The following is a 21673-nucleotide window of genomic DNA, read 5'->3' as shown; positions in this document are numbered from 1 at the left end:
CTTTTCAGTTCGACGCACGGTAAAGCCCGTGCGCATCGATGTAGGCCAGGACCGCGTCAGGCACCAGGAAACGTACCGACTTACCGCTGGCCAGCAGTTGACGGATCTGGGTGGCCGACACCGCAAGCGGGGTCTGCCAGACGAATGCAATATTCCCGCTCGGCCCGGTCAGGGCCTGTGGGTCACTTACCGACCGCGCTGCCAGCAGGTTGCGCAAGGCATCCGGCGGTTCGCTGTCGGCATCCGGGCGTTGCAAAACCAGGATGTGGCAATGCTGGAGCAACTCTTCCCAGCGATGCCAAGTGGGCAGTCCGCAAAATGCGTCCCAGCCCAAAAGCAAAAACAACTGGTCATCGGCGGCCAACTCGGCCCGCGTCTGTTCCAGGGTGTCGATAGTGTAGGACGGTTTATCGCGCTTGAGCTCGCGGTCGTCCACAACCAACGGGGCAATCCCGGCCACCGCGCACTGCACCATCGCCAGGCGCTCCTGCGCGCTGACTTGCGGGGTGTCGCGGTGCGGCGGCCTGGCATTGGGGATCAGCCGCAGCTCTTGCAGCCCAAGGGTATCCGCCACTTCCAGGGCACTGCGCAAATGGCCGATGTGCACGGGGTCGAAAGTACCGCCGAACAGCCCGATGCGTTTACCCATCAAGTGCGCACATGACCGTCACCAAAGACCACGTACTTCTCGCTGGTCAGGCCTTCCAGGCCAACCGGCCCGCGGGCGTGCAGCTTATCGGTGGAAATCCCGATCTCCGCCCCCAGGCCATACTCGAAGCCGTCGGCAAAGCGTGTCGAGGCGTTGATCATTACCGAAGCGGAGTCCACTTCGGTGAGGAAACGCCGGGCATCGCTGAAATGCTCGGAAACAATGGCGTCAGTATGCTTGGAACCGTAGGTATTGATGTGCTCGATGGCCTGGTCCAGATCATCGACGATGCGAATCGACAGGATCGGCGCGGTGTATTCGGTGTACCAATCCTGCTCGGTAGCCTCGATCACATCGCTGCCCAACAGCGCCCGGGTACGCTCGCAACCACGCAGTTCCACGCCCTTGTCGCGGTAGATCGCAGCCAGCGGCGGCAACACGCGCTCGGCAATACCGGCGTGGACCAACAGGGTTTCCATGGTGTTGCACGGCGCATAGCGATGGGTCTTGGCGTTGTCGGCAATGCGGATCGCCTTGTCGAGATCGGCAGCCACATCGATAAAGACGTGGCAGACGCCATCCAGATGCTTGATCACCGGCACCTTGGCATCACGGCTGACGCGCTCGATCAGGCTCTTGCCGCCACGCGGCACAATCACATCGACATATTCAGGCATGGTAATCAGCGCGCCAACGGCAGCGCGGTCGGTGGTTTCCACCACTTGCACCACTTCGGCCGGCAACTCGGCCACGGCCAGGCCTTGCTGGATGCAGGCGGCGATGGCGCGGTTGGAATGGATGGCCTCGGAGCCACCACGCAGGATGGTGGCGTTGCCGGACTTCAGGCACAGGCTCGCGGCGTCGATGGTCACGTTCGGACGCGACTCATAGATGATGCCGATCACGCCCAGGGGCACGCGCATCTTGCCGACCTGGATGCCTGACGGCAGGTAACGCATATCGCGGATTTCACCGATGGGGTCAGGCAGCTTGGCTACCTGGCGCAGGCCTTCGATCATGTCGTCGATACGGGCCGGCGTCAGCGCCAGGCGATCCAGCAATGCCGGCTCCAGACCATTGGCCCGGCCGTTGGCCAGGTCCAGCTCGTTGGCGGCGGTCAACTCGGAGCGCGAGGCATCCAGAGCATCGGCGGCAGCCAGCAGGGCACGGTTCTTCTGCGCGGTGCTCGCACGGGCGATCAACCGCGAGGCCTGACGGGCAGCGCGACCCAGGCGGGTCATGTAGTCAAGAACGGACTCAGTCATGGTCTGGTGGGGTCTTGGCAAAGAGGAAAGCGGCAGATTATAGCTGTCGCGCCGTCCTACGGACAGCGGTGAGGGGCGGATGGTCGAAATGAACTGTAAAAACTCGAGGTTCAGCGGTGATTAAGCCTGGAGTTGATATCATCCTGTCACATTTGGCCTGCGCAACCGTCCATCGTCATGTCCAGTTCCCACCCCAAGATCCCCGCCAACCCCCTGCCTGATGGGTTTTTCGACCGCGATGCGCAAACGCTCGCGAAAGATTTGCTGGGCAAAGTCATCCGCCATCGTGTCGGCGACTTGTGGCTGTCGGCGCGAATTATTGAAACCGAAGCCTATTACCTGGCCGAAAAAGGCAGCCATGCGTCCCTCGGCTACACAGAAAAGCGTAAGGCTTTGTTTCTGGATGGCGGCCACATCTATATGTACTACGCCCGTGGTGGGGACTCCCTGAACTTCAGCGCCCAGGGGCCAGGCAACGCCGTCTTGATCAAGTCGGCCTACCCATGGACGGATGAGGTCTCAGGGCCTGCAAGCCTGGCGCAAATGCTCTTGAACAATCCCGACGCCAGCGGCCGGCCGCGCCCGTCCCAGAGGCTCTGCGCCGGGCAGACCCTGCTGTGCAAGGCCCTGGGTTTGAAGGTACCGATGTGGGACGCCAAACGCTTCGACCCTGAGTGGCTCTACGTCGAGGATGTGGGTCTGGCGCCCACGCAAATTATCCAGACCACCCGCCTGGGCATTCCCGGCGGGCGCGATGAACACCTGATGTATCGCTTTGTGGATGCTGGCTTCGCGCCCTATTGCACACGGAACCCGTTGCGACGCGGCCAGGTCGAAGGCCGCGATTACGTTTTGATTTGAATATTTGAAACAACCGTTTCTGCTGGAAATGGCATCTGCAACACAGCGCCTACAGGGGGCGCCGGTGTTTTGAGAAGCGCATTCCAGGTAACGGTTCATTGATGGAGTGATTTTATGGGCCCATGGCTCGATGGCATTACCGGCTGGCTGACCCTTAACCCGCAATGGCTGGCGGCGGCGGTGTTTATCGTCGCTTTTGTGGAATGCCTGGCCATCGCCGGGATTATCGTGCCGGGGACGGTACTGCTGTTCGCCATTGCCGCGCTGGCCGGCAGCGGCGCGCTTTCGCTGGGCGAAACCCTGCTGCTGGGCCTGCTCGGCGGGCTGCTGGGCGATGGGGTTTCCTACTACCTGGGCCGACATTTCCACCAGAACATCCGCCGCCTGCCAGGCCTGCGTCATCATCCCGAGTGGATGGACGGGGCTGAGGCCTACTTTCAGAAGTACGGCATCGTCAGTTTGCTGGTAGGACGTTTCATTGGCCCATTGCGTCCGATGTTGCCCATGGTCGCCGGGATGTGCGACATGCCCTTCCCGCGCTTTGCCGCCGTCAGCGTGCTGGCCGCCGCCGGCTGGACGGTAGCCTATCTGCTGCCAGGCTGGGCTGCTGGCGCGGCGTTTCGCCTGCCGTTACCCGAAGGGTTCTGGCCCGAGGCCGGGGTGGTTGCCGCCTGCTTGGCCGTGTTGTTCGGCGTCACCCTCAATAGCACCCTGCGCGGCCACCGCCGCGCCACACTGTGGATGGGTTGCGCCAGCCTGGCGCTGCTGATTGCGATGTTTATCGGCTACCCCTACCTGAACCATTTCGACCAGGGCTTGATGGCGCTGGTCCAGGAACACCGCAGCCCGGCCATGGACCAGGCCATGGTGATGATCACCCAACTGGGCGAGTTCAAGAAGATGTTCGTCGCCAGCGCCGTGCTGACCGGCCTGCTGTTGCTGGCACGGCAATGGCGCCAGGCGATTTTCGTCGGCGCCACCCTGCTGGGCGCCGCGCTGATCAACACGGCAAGCAAGCTGTTCTTTGCCCGTGGTCGGCCAGAAATCCTCGTCGACCCGTTGACCAGCTTCAGCATGCCCAGCGGTCACGCCTCTGGCTCGTTTGCGTTCTTCCTTGCGCTGGCGGTGCTGGCCGGTCGCGGCCAGCCAATTCGCATGCGCCTGGCCTGGTTGCTGCTGGGTGCCATCCCGGCTGCGGCCATTGCCCTGTCGCGGGTGTATCTGGGGGCACACTGGCCGAGCGATATTCTCGCCGGCACCTTGCTGGCCATGACGGTCTGCGCCTTCAGCCTGACCTTGAGCCAGCGCCACAGCCTGCTCCCGCCCATGGCGCCAAAGGTGTGGTGGTTGATCGTGCCGGGGTGCGTGGCGGTCTTGGGGTTCTTTGCCCTGAGCGGAACCTCCCACGCCCTGCTTCGATACGCTTATTGAGCTACGCCGACGGCAATTTCGACAATGGCCTGCGGGGCGGACTCACTGGAACAGTTCGCCCTGCAACTCATCCAGCATCAACTGAATGGCGTCCAGCCGTTGCAGGGGATCGTCAAGCTCCAGCAACTCGATCTTGTCGGTGTCGGCAAACGGCAATAGGTAAGCCAGACGGTTGCTCAACTGTTGCTGCCCTTGCACATCGGCGTCCATGCCCAGGGAGGCGACCATCGGGTGTTCCGCCAGGGCCATCAGCAGCGCCAATAGATCGCCATCTTCCTCCTCCAAGTCGCGCTCGGGCATCTCCTCCAGCCACTCGACATCGGCCACCAGTAACTGATCGCGCTGCACCTGGGCCCCGCGCACGCGGAACCTGCGCCCACCCTCGACCCGAATCCCCAGCAAGCCGTTGTCCTGCTGCTCGAAATCACGAATCAGCGCTTCGCAGCCAATCACCGCATAGCGCTCCGGCACCTGGCCGACCTCCTGGCCGCCGAAGAGGCAGACCACCCCAAAGCCTTCACCCTTTTTCATGCAGCGGCCGATCATGTCCAAGTAGCGCGCCTCGAACAGCTGCAGGTCGAGGGTGCAGCCTGGAAACAGCACCGTATTGAGAGGGAACAGCGCCAGACTCATAAAGCGTTCCTTAAACCCGACTTAAATCACCAAAGACACGGCCAGTGGCAGGAACACTGCCGTGGCCACGCCCATCAAACTCATCGCCAGTGCGGCAAAGGCCCCGCACTCCTCGCTTTCTTGCAAGGCCACCGAGGTGCCGACCGCGTGGGCGGTCATGCCCAGGGCCATGCCCCGTGCCTCAGGGCTGTGTACCCCCAGGCGCGACAGAAAGGCCGGCCCGATCATCGCACCGATCACCCCGGTGATCAGCACGAACACCGCCGCCAGCGCCGCGACCCCACCGATCTGCTCGGCCACCAGCATGGCGATGGGCGAGGTCACGGACTTGGGCGCCATGGTCATCAGCACCATGTGTTCGGCGCCAAACCACCAACCGAGCCACACGCACAGGCCGGTGGCAAACACTCCACCCACCAACAGCGTAGTAAAAATCGGCCAGAACAGCTGGCGTATCCGCCGCAGGTTCAAATACAGCGGCACCGCCAGCGCCACGGTGGCTGGGCCCAGCAGGATGCTCATGATCTCGGTGCTTTTGCGGTACTCGACGTAGGTCAGCCCGCACCCCAGTAGCACGCCGATCACCAGCAACATCGAGACCAGCACCGGCTGCAGGAAGATCCAGCGGGTTTTCTCGAACCCCGCCAGTACCAGTTGATAGGCGCCCAACGTGATGCCAATACCAAATAAGGGATGGTGGATCACCGCCGTCCATGCGCCCTGCCAATCGAAGGTCATTGCCCCTCCTCCCGCCGTGCCTGGCGCTTGACCAGTTTTTGCATCATCACGCCAACAACGCCCATGGCGATCACCAACGACAATACCAGCGCCCCGACGATGGCCCAGAAATCGGCGGCAATGTCCTTGGCATACACCATCACCCCCACCGCCGGCGGCACCAGCAGCAGTGGCAGGTAACGCAGCAGGCTGCTGGCCGCCAGGCTCAGCGGTTCACCGACCTCGCCGCGCCACACCAGATACGCCAGCAGCAACAGCAGGCCGACAATCGGCCCGGGCAAGATCGGCAGGAACAAGTGATTGATCGCCGTGCCCAGCAATTGAAACAACACCAGCCAAGTCAGACCGCGTAACAGCATGGGTTTTCTCCCCCCAAAAGCCCGTGGGCATTATAAGCACGCCGCTCCTATGAACAGGCATTCGCCAAAAGCATGGTGGGTTGACCGGGCCATTTGCCCATGATGATCTACATTGGTTCTCGGGAATCCACCTAAAACAACAACACCCTGTAGGAGCGAGCTTGCTCGCGAAAGCCGTCAGCGATAACGCGGGCATCCTGGATATGCTCGGTGCCTGGACGTTCTTCGCGAGCAAGCTCGCTCCTACAGGGAGACTGAGGAGAGTCGCAATGCCCTTCGTACCTGTAGCGCAACTCAATGATTATGTCGGCAAGGAACTGGGACGTTCCACATGGCTCACCATCGACCAGGAGCGTATCAACCTGTTCGCAGAAGCGACCGGCGATTTTCAGTTCATCCACGTCGACCCGATAAAAGCCGCCCAGACCCCATTTGGCAGCACTATCGCCCACGGCTTCCTGTCGCTGTCGCTGATCCCAAAGTTGATCGAAGACATCCTGATCATGCCCGAGGGCCTGAAGATGGCAGTCAACTACGGCCTGGACAGCGTGCGCTTTATCCAGCCGGTGAAGGTCAACTCCAAGGTGCGCCTGGCGGTGACCCTCACCGACGCCACCGAGAAAAAGCCTGGCCAGTGGCTACTCAAGGCCACCTGCACCCTGGAAATCGACGGCCAGGAAAAACCCGCCTACATCGCCGAGTCATTGTCACTGTGCTTCGTCTGATACATCCGTAGGAGCCGGCTTGCCGGTGATAGCGCCCGCTGCGGCGCCATCGCCGACAAGTCATGATTACCACACAGACCACTAGGTATAGCTTCCCCCGCTGCGGCATACTCGGCGCTCAATTATCCGGATCCCGCTATGCGCCCAATCGTTCCCCTTGCTCTGGCCTTGTTGCTCACCGCTTGCGGCGACGGCGAACCCCTGTTGCCGCCCGACGCACGGCTGCCGGACGGCGGGCGTTATCGCGGGGATGTGGTCGATGGGCTGCTGCAAGGCCAGGGCCGGGTGGACTACCCCAACGGCAGTTGGTACGCCGGGCAGTTCGACAAGGGCCAGTGGCATGGCCAGGGCGAATGGCACGGCAGCAACGGCGAGATCTATAAAGGGCAGTTCCAGCAAGGCCTGTTCGATGGCCAGGGCACCCTGACCACGGCGGCCAACACCTACGTCGGCGGCTTCAAGCAAGGCCGGCGCAACGGCGAAGGCACCCTCAAAGAGGGGCAAATGACCTATCGCGGCGAATTCAAGGACGACCAGTATTCCGGCCTCGGTCGCCTGGAGCTGGCGGATGGCAGTCAATACCAGGGATTGTTCGCCCACGGTAAACCCAACGGTGAAGGCCAGCGCAACGACGACAGCGGCAATCAGTTCAGCGGTCACTTCGTCAATGGCCAACTGGAAGGCAACGGCACCTTCAACAGCGCCGAAGGCGACATGTACATCGGCCACTTCAAGCAGAACCAACTCAACGGCAAGGGCCGCTACGAAAATGCCGACGGCGATGTGTGGACCGGCGAATTTCGCGAAGGCGCCCTCAGCGGCAAAGGCGAACTGACCGGCGTGGACGGCAGCCATTACATCGGGCAATTCAGTGACTGGCGCTTTACCGGTGAAGGGCGCCTGAACCTCAGCGATGGCAGTTTCTACATCGGTGGCTTCGACAACGACAGCTATCACGGGCAAGGCACCCTGGTGCTCACCGATGGCACGGTGCAAGCCGGGACCTGGGCCAATGGCCTGCGCGTGCGCGATGCCGACGGCAAGCTGTTGCCCGACACCCTGGAGGTCGGGGTACTGGCCCAGGGCCGCTTGCTCGATAGCGCCCTCGCCGCCGTGCCGGCGTCCACCCCGGCGGTCGAGCTGTACACCCTGGTGGTGGCCGGCGACGGCAAGCAAAGCGTGTTCTTGCGCGAGGCCGACTATGTCAGCAACCTGCTGGCCAGCCGTTTCGGCGCCCGCGGGCAGATCCGCCTGGTCAACCACCGCGACCATATCGCCGACCGCCCGATGGCGACCCGCGAAAGCCTGCGCCGCGCCGTACAGACCCTGGCCGAGCGCACCGGCCCCGAAGACCTGGTGTTTATCTACCTGACCAGCCACGGCACCCACGAACACCAACTGGTGCTCGACCAACCCCGCATGGAGCTGGCCGACCTGCCGAGCGACGAACTGGCTGCGGTGATGGCGCCGCTGAAAAACCGTGACAAGGTCATCGTGATTTCAGCGTGCTACTCCGGCGGATTTATCCCGGCGCTCAAGGATGATCACACCCTGATCATGACCGCCTCCCGCGCAGATCGCGTGTCATTTGGTTGCTCGGAAGAAGCCGACTTCACCTACTTCGGCGATGCCTTGTTCGCCCAGGCCCTGACCCAGACCGACGACTTGCAGCACGCCTTCAAGCTGGCCCAACGGCATGTGACCGAACGCGAAATGGCTGACAGCTTCGAAGCCTCCGAACCACAGATCTGGGCCCCCAAGAGCGTCATCGCCCGCTGGCAATTATTACGCAAACAGCAGGCACGAAAGGCGCTGGAAAGCGTCTCTATCAATAGCAAGGAAGCAAAGAGCAACTAAGCTGAAACTGTATCAAGGGGGGAAACACCATGTACTTGACGCCTCAGCATATATTGCTTGCCGGAGCCTCTGGCTTGACCGGGGAACATCTGCTGGACCGCCTGCTCAACGAGCCCACCGTCACCCGCGTATTGGCGCCCAGCCGCCGCCCGCTGGCCGAACACCCGCACCTGGAAAACCCGGTCGGCGACCCCAGCGTATTGCTGCCACAACTGAGCGGCAGGGTGGACCTGGCCTTCTGCTGCCTGGGCACCACTCTCAAGCAAGCAGGTTCCGAACAGGCGTTCCGCGCCGTTGACCTGGACCTGGTCGTCGCATTCGGCAAGCGTGCCCGGGAAATGGGGGCGCGGCACCTGATCGTGATCAGCGCAATTGGCGCCGACCCGAAATCCTCGGTGTTCTACAACCGGGTCAAGGGTGAGATGGAGCAGGCCTTGCAGGCCCAGGACTGGCCGCAACTGACCATCGTGCGGCCCTCGCTGCTGCTGGGCGAACGCCTGGAAACACGCCTGGCAGAAAAACTCGTGGGGCCGTTGTCGCGGCTGATTCCCGGCAAGTATCGTGGCATTGAAGTGTGTGAACTGGCCCGGGCCATGTGGCGCCTGGCGCTGGAAGAGCAGGATGGGGTGCGGATCGTCGAGTCGGATGAGTTGCGCAAGCTCGGCAAATAAGTCTGTTCAACGGTTTTGCACCGCCCCAATGTGGGAGCGGGCTTGCTCGCTCCCACATTTCAGGTCGGTGTTAAACCTTGGCTCAGCGTTACAACCCACCCGTCGCATTAAACCCAACCCCCAGCACCGCCAACGCCGACAGCGGCAACAGCAGCGTGTCGAGTAGCGCACTGGCTGGCAGGTCGAGACCTGGATAGCTCGGCGCTTGCGCGCCGAAGCGGTCCATGGCGCAACAACCACCTTGCATCGCATACAAGTCCAGGCGTGTCCCCGCATACACCACCGGCGCCCCAGGTTTCGCCGCATCGAGGGTGCGCACCGTGGCGCAGCCTGTCAGGTGCAGCGCCAGCAGCATCAGCAACAGTCTACTCATCACTGCTCAAATGATGCTCGCCCCAACGCGGCAACATGTCCTGGGGGATATTCAGCAGGTTGAGAATCCGCGCCACCACGAAATCCACCAAGTCATCAATGGTCTGTGGCTGGTGATAGAAACCCGGCGATGCCGGCAGGATGGTCACGCCCATATTCGACAACTTGAGCATATGCTCCAGATGAATGCTCGAGTAAGGCGCCTCACGCGGCACCAGGATCAACTGGCGGCGCTCCTTCAAGGTCACGTCCGCCGCGCGCTCGATCAGGTTATTGCAAGCGCCGGTGGCGATCGCCGACAACGTGCCGGTGGAACACGGCACCACCACCATCGCCGCAGGCGCACCGGAACCGGAGGCCACCGGTGACATCCAGTCTTCCTTGCCATAGACCTTGATCTGTCCCGCCGCTGCACCGGTGTATTCGGTGAGGAAGGCCTGCATCATCTGCACCTTGGGCGGCAGCGAGACGTCAGTCTCAGTAGCCATCACCAATTGCGCAGCCTTGGATATCAGGAAATGCACTTCGCGGTCTTCACGCACCAAACAGTCCAGCAAACGCAACCCGTAAGGCGCGCCGGACGCGCCGGTCATCGCCAGGGTAATGCGTTCCGGCCCGCTCATTGCAGCGCCTCGGCCAGTTTGCCGTGCAAGCCGCCGAAGCCGCCATTGCTCATGATCACCACGTGGGTACCGGGTTTGGCCTGGCTCTTGACCCGCTCGATGATGCCTTCCAGGGAATCGCTGACAATCGACGGCACGCTGCAGAGTTCGGCCACCGCCGCCAAGTCCCAGCCCAGGTTGGCCGGGGCGTACCACACCACCTGATCGGCATCGTTGACACTTTCAGGCAGGCCGTCGCGGTGTGCGCCGAGCTTCATGGAGTTGGAGCGTGGCTCGATAACGGCGATTATCGGCGCCTCGCCAACGCGTTTGCGCAGGCCGTCGAGGGTGGTGGCAATCGCCGTAGGGTGGTGGGCAAAGTCGTCATAGATGGTAATCCCATTTACCTCAGCGACCTTTTCCATCCGCCGCTTGACGCTCTTGAACGCACTCAGCGCCGCAATGCCCATGGCCGGCACCACGCCAACATGGCGTGCGGCCGCCAGGGTCACCAAAGCGTTGGCGACGTTATGCTGGCCCGTCATATCCCAGTCAACGATGCCTTGGGCCTCGCCCTCGAACAGCACTTCAAACCGGGACCCATCCTCACGGAGCAATTTGACCTGCCACTGCCCGCCCGCGCCGGTGGTTTGCACCGGGGTCCAGCAGCCCATCTCGATCACGCGCTGCAAGGCAGGTTCGGTGGTCGGGTGGATCACCAGGCCTTCGCTGGGAATGGTACGCACCAGGTGATGGAACTGCCGCTCGATGGCTGGCAGATCGGGGAAGATGTCTGCGTGATCGAACTCCAGGTTGTTCAGGATCGCCGTGCGTGGACGGTAGTGAACAAACTTGGAGCGCTTATCAAAGAAGGCACTGTCGTATTCATCAGCTTCAATTACGAAGAACGGTGTATCGCCCAGGCGGGCCGACACCGAGAAGTTCTGCGGTACGCCGCCGATCAGGAAGCCGGGGCTCATGCCCGCGTGCTCCAGGACCCAGGCCAGCATGCTGCTGGTGGTGGTCTTGCCGTGCGTACCGGCAACGGCCAGTACCCAGCGCCCTTGCAACACATGATCGGCCAACCATTGCGGGCCGGAGACATAGGGCAGGCCTTTGTTCAGCACGTATTCCACGGCAGGGTTGCCACGGGACATGGCATTGCCGATCACCACCAGGTCCGGGACCGGGTCGAATTGTGCCGGGTCGTAGCCTTGGGTCAACTCGATGCCCTGGGCCTGCAGTTGCGTGCTCATGGGCGGATAGACGTTGGCGTCGGAACCGGTGACATGATGGCCCAGCTCCTTGGCCAGGACCGCCATCGAACCCATGAAAGTGCCGCAAATACCGAGAATATGAATGTGCATAGTGGACCTCGTAAAACTTCGAGGCAGGTTAGCGTAGGGTGGGAAAATTCGCACTCTTTTAGCGATTAGCGTGCAATTTTTTCCGCCAGCGAGCGTCGCCATCATTGATAAACCGCTGGCTTTTTCTACTCTTTATGCAATTTCACAAACTGAGATCAAGCCTGGCATTTAGGCAGAGTTGCACAACACCAGGCCTGATAGCCGCCACTCAGAAAGTATACAAGCACTCAAACTACCAAACCAAAAACAGACCGGCTTTTATCACGCAGTATCTTCCTTCCCTTTTGCTTCCAGGTCCCGAATGGCAATCATCCTCGCAATAAAGTTATTGGCTGCCTCATGCCTTTTATCAAGTGCATCCAGGCGAGCGGCAACAGTTTTAGGCTCGCTTGCGGCGTCCCCTTTATAAGGCTTGAAAACGAAATCGTTTTCCGTAGCAATTGCCTGCATACTTTTCTCTTGCGCATCATACAACTTCTCAATATTACTGAGACGCTCATTGGTCTCGGTCGGCCAGTTCGGACTTTTGCCAAGGGCCTTTGCCTCCCCGCCTTCAACTAGCAGCTGAGTCGTGTTAGCCAAATATAGAAGTTTTGTCTCAGCATTATCCATACGCAACTTAATCATTTCGGCATTTTGCTCGCCTGTATTAGTTGCTGTTGTTGCGACTCCATTCGCTTGCTGACTTGGGGCCGGCTGGTGGGCCGGGGGCAACAATGGGGTATTGGGAGTAAAGTTACCCTTGATGGTTTCACCGGTCCAAACAGATCCTGCATAAGTACCAATACTCAACGGCGTGCTAACGAGCCCATTTACCGACGCCCCTATAAAAGCATCACGTACGACGGTCTTCAAAGGCGTGTCGGTTTTGAATACACCGGCTTTGACCAGGCGATCAGCCGCAATTAGATTGTAGGCCATATCGCCAAATGTCTTGGGTTTGGCAACTACAGGCTTAACTGGACCAATGATTGACGCGCCGGGGTTCAGAGTTCTGTGTACCAACGCCCTGAAATTAGTTATCCCTGGGCTATTCGTCGGACTAACGGACCCACGAGGACCGAGAGGGGAAGTCGGTCTGTAATGACCCTGTGTCCCACTGATAAACGGCGGAATCGTCGGCTTTTTTGAAGGAAGAAATTTGGGAAATTTAAGAGAATTAAACCCCCGCTTAGTACGTACAGAACCGTTATCCAGCTTTTCACCAGCGATACTTTCCTCGCTGTACAACTGGCTCTTCTGATTGTCCGCTGATTTCTCCATACCAGACACAACTTTTGTATCGCCGACTGCCTGCTGACTCGGCGAGCCCGCCTCCACATCTTTCACCTGCAAAGGAACAAAAACAGGAAACCCTGTAATACTCATATCTTCACCTATATAGTAAAAACACGTACATGACGCGCCACCAAACTTATTTATCCTTGCGCCCCAAAAAGCAAAAACAGTGAATCATCCTTTCCCTATGAGTACAAAAAATCACACATTCGGTTCCATAAACCACAGAATTAAAATCACCCCCCTCTTTCCACACGCAACCTTTCTTAACACCGACATACCGCGCAACGATTACAGACACCGGGCAGATTAAATAGCCACTTTACAAACCGTCTTCTGAAAGTTAACGCACAGCCTGACAACCACAACAAATATAAAGATGTACTACCAGATTTTAACGACACTTCCACCCACACCTAAAAAAAGCAAAGGCGTGAGTGAGTTATTCAGGAACGGAGTAAAAAACCCAAAGCAGCCTTTTACGTCACTCAGAGCGCTGAGCGCAGGGCGATGCCATGCTTGCGTAATTTGCGGTACAGCGTATTACGACTGACACCCAATTGCTCCGCGACAAGGGTCATATGCCAGCGCTGCTGCTCCAGCGTAGTAAGCAACGCCAAGCGCTCGGCATCCTCCAAAGGCTGCTTGCCCCGCTGTACGGTGGCCTGGGTCTGGGAGGGCGTCTGGCGAATGACCGCCGGCAAGTCGTTCAACCTTACCCGCCCACTCTCACACAGTGCGGCCAATGTACGCAGCACCGTACGCAGCTGTCGGACGTTACCCGGCCAGGAGAAATCCAGCAGCGCCCGGCGAGCATCAAGCTCAAGTGTTATCGACTGCCCCTGCGCCTCTTGTGCCAGGAGAAAATCCAGTAACTGCGACTTGTCACTGCGCTCACGCAAGGGCGACAAGGCGATTTCCAGACCATTGAGCCGGTAATACAAATCCTCGCGGAAGCTGGCGTCTTGCACCCGTTCCAGCAGGTTGCGGTGGGTCGCGCTGATCACTCGGACATCCACGGCTTGCGGCTCCCCACCAATGGGCACCACCAGCCGATCCTCCAGCACCCTTAACAGGCGGGTTTGCAGGGCCAGGGGCATGTCGCCGATTTCATCGAGAAACAACGTGCCACCGTCGGCCTGTTGCAGCTTGCCCTGCATGCCTTCCTTGCGGGCACCGGTGAAACTGCCGCCGCGATAACCGAACAACTCGCTTTCGATCAGGCTTTCAGGGATGGCTGCGCAGTTCAGGGCCACGAAGGCTTTGTCGGCACGCTGGCTGGCGTGATGGACGGCCTTGGCAAAGGCCTCCTTGCCGGAGCCGGTTTCGCCATTGATCAGCAGCGGCACATCGCGTTCGAAGACCCGCAAGGCTTTGCGAAAGTCACTTTGCAGCGCCTCGTCCCCCATGCAAATCCCCGGCAACCGGGGCCGCTCAACCTTGGGCGGTGCTTGCACCTGCGGGCTTGGCGCCCGGCGGGCCTCGCCGCGCAGCACCGCAAACACGCTACGTCCGTCGCGGGTGCGCAACGGCCAACTGGCGCTGGCATTGGCACTGGCACGACCGAGCAATTGATCCAGGGTGCAATCGAAGAACATCTCTACCGGCAGGCCCAGCAGACGCCCACGCGGCTGGCCCAGCAGGTTCTGTGCACTTTGATTGAGCGCACAGATCCGTCCTTCACCGTCGAATGCCAGCAGTCCTTCGCTGAACAGGCCCACGGATTCAGCCTGCAAGTGGAAACGCAGCAACCAATGATTCTCGAAGTGCCGCAGGAAATAGCAGCTCTCGATCATCTTGGCCGAGAGGTTGACCAGTGCCATGGTGTGGAACTGACTCTGGCGTGAAACCGCTTCGCGGGCCGACGACACGTCGAGCACCGCCAGCAGTTCGCCATGGGGATCAAAGACCGGGCTCGCCGAGCAGGTCAGCCCGGTATGACGCCCGCGAAAATGTTCGTCGCGGTGAATGGTCAGGGCCTGGCGCTCCACCAGGCAGGTGCCGATGCCGTTGGTGCCTTCGCAGGCTTCGCTCCAGTCGGCGCCGAGCCACAGGCCGGCATGCTCGAACACCTTGCGCTCGGTGGGCGCGGTGACGCAATTGAGGATCACCCCACGCGCATCGGTCAGCAGCACCGCGTGGCCGGCGCCGGAAAGTTGTTGATGCAAATTGTTCATTTCATTGCCGGCGATGTGCAGCACTTGTTGCAAGCGCTCGCGGCTTTCCAGCAGGCGATCATGCTCCAGCACCGTGGGGGCAATGGTCAGCGCCGGGTCGAGGTGGTAATCCTCCACGCAACGCAGCCAGGAGCGAGCAATCGATGGATCGCTACCGGGACCGTGCAGTGGGTCTTGGCCACGGGTGACCGTCAGGACTTGGCGGGCATGGCGACTGAAATGATCGTTATGCATATTCTTATTGTTCTCCTGTTGCGCGAAACACACCGCGGACCGGGACGCCCAGCATCCTCCAGGCCTGGACGCATTGCAATCCCGGGGCGACCCATGGGTCACGACCTGTATCGCTTATGGCACAAAGTGTCACCCTGACTGTACCAACTGTGTCACAGCAACGCCTTGCAACAAACCTCAAGCCCTTGATTTACCTGGGCTGTAAGGCACTGGCCCGACCTTTGCTCTAGGCTTTATCAAGCGCAGCAATGCTGCACTCCAATAAACATAAGAAGTCAGGAGATACCCACCATGCGTTACGCACACCCCGGTACTGAAGGCGCTATCGTTTCGTTCAAGGCCAAGTACGGCAACTACATCGGTGGCGAATTTGTGGCACCGGTCGATGGCAACTACTTCACCAATACTTCGCCGGTGAACGGCAAGCCCATCGCCGACTTCCCGCGCTCCACAGCCAAGGATATCGACAAGGCGCTGGATGCCGCCCACGCCGCCGCTGACGCCTGGGGCAAGACCTCGGCCCAGGACCGTTCGCTGGTGCTGCTCAAGATTGCCGACCGTATCGAACAGAACCTCGAACTGCTGGCCATCACCGAAACCTGGGACAACGGCAAGGCCGTACGCGAAACCCTCAACGCCGACATCCCCCTGGCGGCTGACCACTTCCGCTACTTCGCCGGTTGCATCCGCGCCCAGGAAGGCAGCAGCGCCGAGATCAACGAACACACCGCCGCGTATCACTTCCACGAGCCCCTGGGCGTGGTCGGGCAGATCATCCCGTGGAACTTCCCGCTGCTGATGGCCGCCTGGAAACTCGCGCCAGCCCTGGCCGCCGGTAACTGCGTGGTGCTCAAGCCCGCCGAGCAGACTCCGCTGGGCATCAACGTGCTGATGGAAGTGATCGGTGACCTGCTGCCACCTGGCGTGCTGAACGTGGTTCACGGTTTCGGCAAGGAGGCAGGCGAAGCCCTGGCCACCAGCAAGCGCATCGCCAAGATCGCCTTCACCGGCTCCACTCCGGTGGGCTCGCACATCATGCATTGCGCGGCCGAGAACATTATTCCGTCCACCGTTGAGCTGGGCGGCAAGTCGCCGAACATCTTCTTCGCCGACATCATGAAAGCCGAACCGCAATTTATCGAAAAGGCCGCCGAAGGTCTGGTGCTGGCGTTCTTCAACCAGGGCGAAGTGTGCACCTGCCCATCCCGCGCGCTGGTGGAAGAGTCGATCTACGACGACTTCATGAAAGTGGTGATGAAAAAGGTCGAGTCGATCAAGCGTGGCGACCCGCTGGACACCGACACCATGGTCGGCGCCCAGGCGTCCGAGCAGCAGTTCGACAAGATCCTGTCGTACCTGGAAATCGCCAAGGGCGAAGGCGCCGAGCTGCTGACCGGCGGCAAGGTGGAGAAACTGACCGGTGACCTGGCCACCGGTTATTACATCCAGCCGACCCTGCTCAAGGGCACCAACAAGATGCGCGTGTTCCAGGAAGAAATCTTTGGCCCGGTGGTGAGCATCACCACCTTCAAGGATGAAGCCGAAGCGCTGGCGATTGCCAACGACACCGAGTTTGGCCTGGGTGCCGGCTTGTGGACCCGCGATATCAACCGCGCCTACCGCATGGGCCGAGCGATCAAGGCTGGGCGCGTGTGGACCAACTGCTATCACCTCTACCCCGCGCATGCGGCGTTTGGTGGCTACAAGAAGTCCGGTGTCGGTCGTGAGACACACAAGATGATGCTCGATCACTATCAGCAGACCAAGAACCTGCTGGTGAGCTACGACATCAATCCACTGGGCTTCTTCTAAGCCGCTAACAGACAACCGACTCCCACATTTGAAATACCTTCAAATGTGGGAGCTGGCTTGCCTGCGATGAGGCCAGCACAGCCAACACTCATGTTGAATGTGAAGCCGCTATCGCTGGCAAGCCAGCTCCCACACTGAATCGTCATAAATACTCGGCCTCTCATCCGGCTCAAGTCAGTCGGGATAAAACAATAAGAACCAAAGGTACTTCCCCATGCCTAGCGAACCGACAGGATCCTCCGTCGACTTCGAAAAAGTCGACTCCGAATATTTCCAACAACGCGAACTGAAAAAAGGCGCCGCCGGCTGGGTGCTATTAGTCGGTCTCGGCGTCGCCTATGTCATTTCCGGCGACTACGCCGGCTGGAACTTCGGCCTGGCCCAAGGCGGCTGGGGCGGGATGTTCCTCGCCACACTGCTGATGGCCACCATGTACTTGTGCATGTGTTTTTCCCTCGCTGAACTGTCTTCCATGATCCCCACCGCAGGCGGCGGCTACGGGTTTGCCCGCAGTGCATTCGGGCCTTGGGGTGGATTCCTCACCGGCACGGCAATCCTCATCGAGTACGCCATCGCCCCCGCCGCCATCGCGGTATTTATCGGCGCCTATTGCGAGTCGCTGTTCGGCATTGGCGGCTGGATGATCTACCTGGCGTTCTACATCATCTTTATCGGCATCCACATCTTTGGTGTCGGGGAAGCGCTGAAGCTGATGTTTGTGATCACCGCCATCGCCGCGATTGCCCTGGGCGTGTTCCTGGTGGCGATGGTGCCGCACTTCAACGTCGCCAACCTGCTAGACATTCCCGTGACCGAGGCCAAGGGCGCCAGCAGCTTCCTGCCGTTTGGCTATGTGGGTGTATGGGCGGCAATTCCTTATGCCATCTGGTTCTTCCTCGCCGTCGAAGGCGTGCCCCTGGCCGCCGAAGAAACCAAGAACCCGAAACGCGACCTGCCCCGCGGCCTGATCGGCGCGATTGTGGTGCTGACCAGTTTCGCCCTGCTGATCCTGGTAATCGCACCGGGCGGCGCCGGCACTCTGGCGCTGGTCAAGTCCGGCAACCCGTTGGTGGAATCCCTGGCCCTGGCCTACGGCGGTTCGACCTGGATGGGCAGCTTCGTCAACCTGGTGGGCCTGGCCGGGTTGATCGCGAGTTTCTTCTCGATCATCTACGCCTACTCCCGGCAGATCTTCGCCCTGTCCCGCGCCGGCTACCTGCCGCGCAAGCTGTCGCAGACCAATAAAAGCAAAGCGCCGGTGCTGGCCCTGGTCATCCCCGGCATCATCGGGTTTGGCCTGTCGCTGACCGGCCAGGGCGACCTGCTCATCCTGGTGGCCGTGTTTGGCGCGACCATTTCCTACGTGTTGATGATGGCCGCGCATATCACCCTGCGCATCCGTCGCCCCAAAATGGAGCGGCCATACCGCACCCCGGGCGGCATCTTCACTTCGGGCCTGGCCTTGATACTGGCCTGCATCGCCGTGGTGGCGGGTTTCCTGGTGGATCCACGCGTGGTGATTGGCGCGGCGATCATCTATGGAGTATTAATTGCTTACTTTGCTTTCTACAGTCGGCATCACTTGGTAGCAGGCACGCCGGAAGAAGAATTCGCGGCGATCCAGGCCGCAGAGGCCGCCTTGCACTAAACGCCGTAAACCACGACGCGGGCCAGCGCCCGCGTCGTCATGGAGAGTCTGTATGGCAAGTTTTTCCCACTCGGTCGGTGCATTGACCTACCGTTTCGACAGCCTCAAGGACGTGATGGCCAAGGCCAGTCCCGCCCGCTCCGGGGACTTTCTCGCCGGCGTCGCCGCGCAGAACGATGGCGAACGGGTTGCGGCGCAAATGGCCTTGGCCAATATCCCGCTCAAGCACTTCCTTGAAGAAGCGTTGATCCCTTACGAAAGCGATGAAGTCACCCGGCTGATCATCGACACCCACGACCAGCAGGCCTTTGCGGTGGTCAGCCACCTGACCGTCGGCGGCCTGCGCGACTGGCTGCTCAGCGATGCGGCCGACGAACACAGCCTACGTGCGCTGGCGCCGGGGCTAACCCCGGAAATGGCCGCGGCAGTGTCGAAGATCATGCGCGTGCAGGACCTGGTGCTGGTGGCGCAGAAGATCCGCGTCGTCACCCAGTTTCGCGGCACCCTGGGCCTGCGCGGACGCCTGTCCACGCGCCTGCAACCCAACCACCCCACGGATGAACCGGCGGGCATCGCCGCGAGCATCCTCGACGGGCTGCTATACGGCAACGGCGACGCCATGATCGGCATCAACCCGGCCACCGACAGCATCGCCTCGATCTGCGCCATGCTGGAAATGCTCGACGCCATCATCCAGCGCTACGAGATCCCGACCCAAGCCTGCGTGCTGACCCACGTCACCACCTCCATCGAAGCCATCAACCGTGGCGTGCCCCTGGACCTGGTGTTTCAGTCGATTGCCGGCACCGAGGCGGCCAACGCCAGCTTCGGGATCAACCTGAATGTGCTGCAGGAAGGCTACGACGCAGGCTTGAGCCTGAATCGCGGGACCCTGGGGCAAAACCTGATGTATTTCGAAACCGGGCAAGGCAGCGCCCTGTCGGCCAACGCGCACTTTGGCATCGACCAGCAAACCTGCGAAACCCGCGCCTATGCCGTGGCGCGGCATTTCAAGCCGTTTTTGGTCAACACCGTGGTCGGTTTTATCGGCCCTGAGTACCTATATAACGGCAAGCAGATCATCCGCGCCGGCCTCGAAGACCACTTCTGCGGCAAGCTGCTGGGCGTGCCCATGGGTTGCGACATCTGCTACACCAACCATGCCGAAGCCGACCAGGACGATATGGACACCCTGCTGACCCTGCTGGGGGTGGCCGGAATCAACTTCATCATGGGCATCCCGGGCTCAGACGACATCATGCTCAACTACCAGACCACGTCCTTTCACGACGCGCTCTACGCCCGGCAGACCCTGGGCTTGAAGCCCGCGCCGGAATTTGAACAGTGGCTGGCGAAAATGGGCATCTTCACGCAAGCCGATGGCAAGGTGCAGTTTGGCAATAACCTGCCCCCGGCCTTCCGCCATGCCTTGGCGCAATTGGGATGAAGAAGGAGCCTGAAGTGCAGCTTGATACCCCAGAAAACGACAACCCATGGCTGGAACTGCGGCGCCTGACCCCGGCGCGGATTGCCCTGGGCCGCACCGGCACCAGCATCCCCACCGGCGCGCAACTGGACTTCCAGTTCGCCCACGCCCAGGCCCGCGACGCGGTACACCTACCGTTCGACCATGCCGGCCTGAGCAGCCAGATGGCCGAGCGCGGCCGCGACAGCCTGTTGCTGCACAGCGCCGCCCCCGACCGCCACAGCTACCTGCAACGCCCGGACCTGGGGCGACGCCTGAGCGATGAATCGGCACAGACCCTGCGCGACTATGCCCTGGCCAACCCGGGCGGTGTGGACCTGGCGGTGGTGGTGGCCGATGGTTTATCGGCGCTGGCGGTGCATAAACACACCGTGCCGTTTCTGACTCGCATGGAAGAACAGACCCAGGCCGAAGGCTGGTCGTTGTCGCCGGTGATTCTGGTGGAACAAGGCCGGGTGGCGGTCGCCGACGAAATCGGCCAATTGCTCGGCGCCAAAATGGTGGTGATCCTGATCGGTGAACGGCCGGGACTCAGTTCGCCGGACAGCCTGGGGTTGTATTTCACCTACAACCCCAAGGTTGGCCTGACCGATGCCTACCGCAACTGTATTTCCAATGTGCGCCTGGAAGGCCTGAGCTACGGCATGGCGGCGCACCGCTTGCTGTACTTGATGCGCGAGGCTTGCCGACGGCAGTTGTCGGGGGTCAACCTCAAGGATGAGGCGCAGGTTCAGACCCTCGAATCGGATGATCCGGACTTGATGAAAGGCAACTTCCTGCTCAGTCCGCCCAAGGAGTGATACCAGCACGATTGCGATTTTTCACCGCTTTAGGCAGCATCAAGCAGCGGGCGCCCGAGTAAAGGACCGTTTGCCGTCGTATTCCTATAGAAGTTGAGGCCTAGCATGCGGATCACTCAAGCGACTCTGGAACACCTGGACCTGTTGACCCCATTATTCGTCAAGTACCGCGAGTTCTATGGCGCGCTGCCCTTTCCTGACTCATCCCGGGCCTTTCTGGAAAAGCGTCTGCGACGCAAAGAGTCGGTGATCTACCTGGCCCTGCCCGATGACGACGACAGCAAGCTGCTGGGCTTTTGTCAGCTGTATCCGAGCTTTTCCTCGCTGTCGTTGAAACGGGTGTGGATCCTTAATGACATCTACGTCGCCGAGGACGCTCGCCGCCAACTGGTGGCTGACAACCTGATGCGCACCGCAAAAAAGATGGCCAAGGAAACCAATGCCGTGCGTTTGCGCGTGTCGACCAGCAGCGACAACGCCGTGGCGCAGAAGACCTATGAGTCCATGGGCTTTCGTGAAGACACCGAGTTCAAGAACTACACATTGCCGATCAGCGAAGACTGAAACACCAAAAAAATGTAGGAGCTGGCTTGCCTGCGATGCATACACCTCGGTGTGTCAGTCAGACCTCGGTGATGCTATCGCAGGCAAGCCAGCTCCCACATTTGAATCAGCGCGAGCCAGAATAGATGCGACATCCCCCGCTAC

Annotated in this window: 20 protein-coding genes; 10 read left to right on the top strand and 10 right to left on the bottom strand. The window is 60.5% G+C overall.

What is annotated here, in order from left to right; translation table 11 throughout:
- Positions 1 to 4: 4 nt before the first annotated feature.
- Complete coding sequence (gene nadD, locus HBO09_RS19480; RefSeq protein ID WP_029292264.1) at positions 5 to 649, bottom strand: nicotinate-nucleotide adenylyltransferase; 645 nt, start codon at positions 647 to 649, stop codon at positions 5 to 7.
- Positions 649 to 1914, bottom strand: coding sequence for a glutamate-5-semialdehyde dehydrogenase (locus HBO09_RS19475; protein WP_169866003.1), 1266 nt, complete (start codon positions 1912 to 1914; stop codon positions 649 to 651). Before HBO09_RS19475 ends, nadD begins: the two co-directional genes overlap by 1 nt.
- 177 nt (positions 1915 to 2091) lie before the next feature.
- Here HBO09_RS19475 and HBO09_RS19470 point away from each other — a divergent pair, with 177 nt between their 5' ends.
- A complete protein-coding gene (locus tag HBO09_RS19470) occupies positions 2092 to 2775 on the top strand; it encodes a DNA-3-methyladenine glycosylase (RefSeq protein WP_169997690.1) in 684 nt (227 codons plus the stop codon).
- Between the two features lie 114 nt (positions 2776 to 2889).
- Positions 2890 to 4206 (top strand): bifunctional DedA family/phosphatase PAP2 family protein, encoded by a 1317-nt coding sequence (locus HBO09_RS19465; RefSeq protein WP_169997692.1) that lies wholly within the window; start codon positions 2890 to 2892, stop codon positions 4204 to 4206.
- A gap of 42 nt (positions 4207 to 4248) precedes the next feature.
- On the opposite strand, the gene HBO09_RS19460 is transcribed toward HBO09_RS19465, so the two are convergent.
- From HBO09_RS19460 to HBO09_RS19450, 3 genes are read right to left on the bottom strand one after another with little or no spacing between them, the layout of a single operon-like run.
- Positions 4249 to 4839 carry an LON peptidase substrate-binding domain-containing protein gene (locus HBO09_RS19460; RefSeq protein WP_169997694.1) on the bottom strand — a complete coding sequence of 197 codons (591 nt, stop codon included), beginning with the start codon at positions 4837 to 4839 and terminating at the stop codon, positions 4249 to 4251.
- A 21-nt stretch (positions 4840 to 4860) separates the two neighbouring features.
- Entirely contained in the window at positions 4861 to 5577 is a 717-nt protein-coding gene (locus HBO09_RS19455) for an LrgB family protein (RefSeq protein ID WP_169997696.1), read from the bottom strand.
- The gene (locus tag HBO09_RS19450; RefSeq protein WP_029292271.1) at positions 5574 to 5936 is read right to left on the bottom strand and encodes a CidA/LrgA family protein; all 363 of its coding nucleotides are present in this window, start codon (positions 5934 to 5936) and stop codon (positions 5574 to 5576) included. Before HBO09_RS19450 ends, HBO09_RS19455 begins: the two co-directional genes overlap by 4 nt.
- A 269-nt stretch (positions 5937 to 6205) precedes the next feature.
- On the opposite strand from HBO09_RS19450, the gene HBO09_RS19445 reads away from it, so the two are divergent.
- The 3 genes from HBO09_RS19445 (at position 6206) to HBO09_RS19435 (ending at position 9189) form a co-directional block, all read left to right on the top strand.
- Positions 6206 to 6661, top strand: coding sequence for a MaoC family dehydratase (locus HBO09_RS19445; protein ID WP_169997698.1), 456 nt, complete (start codon positions 6206 to 6208; stop codon positions 6659 to 6661).
- A 138-nt stretch (positions 6662 to 6799) separates the two neighbouring features.
- Entirely contained in the window at positions 6800 to 8518 is a 1719-nt protein-coding gene (locus tag HBO09_RS19440) for a C13 family peptidase (protein ID WP_169997699.1), read from the top strand.
- 29 nt (positions 8519 to 8547) lie between these two features.
- Complete coding sequence (locus tag HBO09_RS19435) at positions 8548 to 9189, top strand: oxidoreductase (RefSeq protein WP_169997700.1); 642 nt, start codon at positions 8548 to 8550, stop codon at positions 9187 to 9189.
- An 88-nt stretch (positions 9190 to 9277) separates the two neighbouring features.
- Here HBO09_RS19435 and HBO09_RS19430 read toward each other — a convergent pair whose 3' ends face one another.
- The 5 genes from HBO09_RS19430 to HBO09_RS19410 all read right to left on the bottom strand — a co-directional run bounded on the left by HBO09_RS19430 (position 9278) and on the right by HBO09_RS19410 (position 15219).
- A complete protein-coding gene (locus HBO09_RS19430) occupies positions 9278 to 9562 on the bottom strand; it encodes a YceK/YidQ family lipoprotein (protein ID WP_169997701.1) in 285 nt (94 codons plus the stop codon).
- Positions 9555 to 10184 (bottom strand): flavin prenyltransferase UbiX, encoded by a 630-nt coding sequence (gene ubiX, locus HBO09_RS19425; protein ID WP_038443595.1) that lies wholly within the window; start codon positions 10182 to 10184, stop codon positions 9555 to 9557. The genes HBO09_RS19430 and ubiX overlap by 8 nt, the downstream gene beginning before the upstream one ends.
- Entirely contained in the window at positions 10181 to 11530 is a 1350-nt protein-coding gene (mpl, locus tag HBO09_RS19420; protein ID WP_169997702.1) for a UDP-N-acetylmuramate:L-alanyl-gamma-D-glutamyl-meso-diaminopimelate ligase, read from the bottom strand. The genes ubiX and mpl overlap by 4 nt, the downstream gene beginning before the upstream one ends.
- A 261-nt stretch (positions 11531 to 11791) precedes the next feature.
- Positions 11792 to 12898 (bottom strand): hypothetical protein, encoded by a 1107-nt coding sequence (locus HBO09_RS29005; RefSeq protein WP_262381287.1) that lies wholly within the window; start codon positions 12896 to 12898, stop codon positions 11792 to 11794.
- A 398-nt stretch (positions 12899 to 13296) separates the two neighbouring features.
- Positions 13297 to 15219, bottom strand: coding sequence for a sigma-54-dependent Fis family transcriptional regulator (locus tag HBO09_RS19410; protein ID WP_169997703.1), 1923 nt, complete (start codon positions 15217 to 15219; stop codon positions 13297 to 13299).
- Positions 15220 to 15510: 291 nt separating this feature from the next.
- On the opposite strand from HBO09_RS19410, the gene HBO09_RS19405 reads away from it, so the two are divergent.
- The 5 genes from HBO09_RS19405 to HBO09_RS19385 all read left to right on the top strand — a co-directional run bounded on the left by HBO09_RS19405 (position 15511) and on the right by HBO09_RS19385 (position 21529).
- The gene (locus tag HBO09_RS19405; protein WP_029292280.1) at positions 15511 to 17031 is read left to right on the top strand and encodes an aldehyde dehydrogenase family protein; all 1521 of its coding nucleotides are present in this window, start codon (positions 15511 to 15513) and stop codon (positions 17029 to 17031) included.
- Between the two features lie 214 nt (positions 17032 to 17245).
- On the top strand, positions 17246 to 18679 hold the full coding sequence (eat, locus tag HBO09_RS19400; protein WP_169997704.1) for an ethanolamine permease: 1434 nt from the start codon (positions 17246 to 17248) through the stop codon (positions 18677 to 18679).
- Between the two features lie 52 nt (positions 18680 to 18731).
- On the top strand, positions 18732 to 20126 hold the full coding sequence (locus HBO09_RS19395) for an ethanolamine ammonia-lyase subunit EutB (protein ID WP_092230694.1): 1395 nt from the start codon (positions 18732 to 18734) through the stop codon (positions 20124 to 20126).
- Complete coding sequence (eutC, locus tag HBO09_RS19390) at positions 20123 to 20965, top strand: ethanolamine ammonia-lyase subunit EutC (RefSeq protein ID WP_169997705.1); 843 nt, start codon at positions 20123 to 20125, stop codon at positions 20963 to 20965. Before HBO09_RS19395 ends, eutC begins: the two co-directional genes overlap by 4 nt.
- A 105-nt stretch (positions 20966 to 21070) precedes the next feature.
- On the top strand, positions 21071 to 21529 hold the full coding sequence (locus HBO09_RS19385; protein ID WP_029292284.1) for a GNAT family N-acetyltransferase: 459 nt from the start codon (positions 21071 to 21073) through the stop codon (positions 21527 to 21529).
- Positions 21530 to 21673: the final 144 nt, after the last annotated feature.

Origin of the sequence: Pseudomonas sp. WS 5027, assembly GCF_012985695.1 — a bacterium.
Lineage (GTDB): Bacteria > Pseudomonadota > Gammaproteobacteria > Pseudomonadales > Pseudomonadaceae > Aquipseudomonas > Aquipseudomonas hygromyciniae.
This window is presented reverse-complemented; position numbering and strand designations above follow the sequence as displayed.

Excerpts from the sequence above, each read along its gene's own strand:
- nadD (WP_029292264.1), bottom strand. The coding sequence starts at position 649 with ATGGGTAAACGCATCGGGCTGTTCGGCGGTACTTTCGACCCCGTGCAC.
- HBO09_RS19475 (WP_169866003.1), bottom strand. The coding sequence starts at position 1,914 with ATGACTGAGTCCGTTCTTGACTACATGACCCGCCTGGGTCGCGCTGCC.
- HBO09_RS19470 (WP_169997690.1), top strand. The coding sequence starts at position 2,092 with ATGTCCAGTTCCCACCCCAAGATCCCCGCCAACCCCCTGCCTGATGGG.
- HBO09_RS19465 (WP_169997692.1), top strand. The coding sequence starts at position 2,890 with ATGGGCCCATGGCTCGATGGCATTACCGGCTGGCTGACCCTTAACCCG.
- HBO09_RS19460 (WP_169997694.1), bottom strand. The coding sequence starts at position 4,839 with ATGAGTCTGGCGCTGTTCCCTCTCAATACGGTGCTGTTTCCAGGCTGC.
- HBO09_RS19455 (WP_169997696.1), bottom strand. The coding sequence starts at position 5,577 with ATGACCTTCGATTGGCAGGGCGCATGGACGGCGGTGATCCACCATCCC.
- HBO09_RS19450 (WP_029292271.1), bottom strand. The coding sequence starts at position 5,936 with ATGCTGTTACGCGGTCTGACTTGGCTGGTGTTGTTTCAATTGCTGGGC.
- HBO09_RS19445 (WP_169997698.1), top strand. The coding sequence starts at position 6,206 with ATGCCCTTCGTACCTGTAGCGCAACTCAATGATTATGTCGGCAAGGAA.
- HBO09_RS19440 (WP_169997699.1), top strand. The coding sequence starts at position 6,800 with ATGCGCCCAATCGTTCCCCTTGCTCTGGCCTTGTTGCTCACCGCTTGC.
- HBO09_RS19435 (WP_169997700.1), top strand. The coding sequence starts at position 8,548 with ATGTACTTGACGCCTCAGCATATATTGCTTGCCGGAGCCTCTGGCTTG.
- HBO09_RS19430 (WP_169997701.1), bottom strand. The coding sequence starts at position 9,562 with ATGAGTAGACTGTTGCTGATGCTGCTGGCGCTGCACCTGACAGGCTGC.
- ubiX (WP_038443595.1), bottom strand. The coding sequence starts at position 10,184 with ATGAGCGGGCCGGAACGCATTACCCTGGCGATGACCGGCGCGTCCGGC.
- mpl (WP_169997702.1), bottom strand. The coding sequence starts at position 11,530 with ATGCACATTCATATTCTCGGTATTTGCGGCACTTTCATGGGTTCGATG.
- HBO09_RS29005 (WP_262381287.1), bottom strand. The coding sequence starts at position 12,898 with ATGAGTATTACAGGGTTTCCTGTTTTTGTTCCTTTGCAGGTGAAAGAT.
- HBO09_RS19410 (WP_169997703.1), bottom strand. The coding sequence starts at position 15,219 with ATGCATAACGATCATTTCAGTCGCCATGCCCGCCAAGTCCTGACGGTC.
- HBO09_RS19405 (WP_029292280.1), top strand. The coding sequence starts at position 15,511 with ATGCGTTACGCACACCCCGGTACTGAAGGCGCTATCGTTTCGTTCAAG.
- eat (WP_169997704.1), top strand. The coding sequence starts at position 17,246 with ATGCCTAGCGAACCGACAGGATCCTCCGTCGACTTCGAAAAAGTCGAC.
- HBO09_RS19395 (WP_092230694.1), top strand. The coding sequence starts at position 18,732 with ATGGCAAGTTTTTCCCACTCGGTCGGTGCATTGACCTACCGTTTCGAC.
- eutC (WP_169997705.1), top strand. The coding sequence starts at position 20,123 with ATGAAGAAGGAGCCTGAAGTGCAGCTTGATACCCCAGAAAACGACAAC.
- HBO09_RS19385 (WP_029292284.1), top strand. The coding sequence starts at position 21,071 with ATGCGGATCACTCAAGCGACTCTGGAACACCTGGACCTGTTGACCCCA.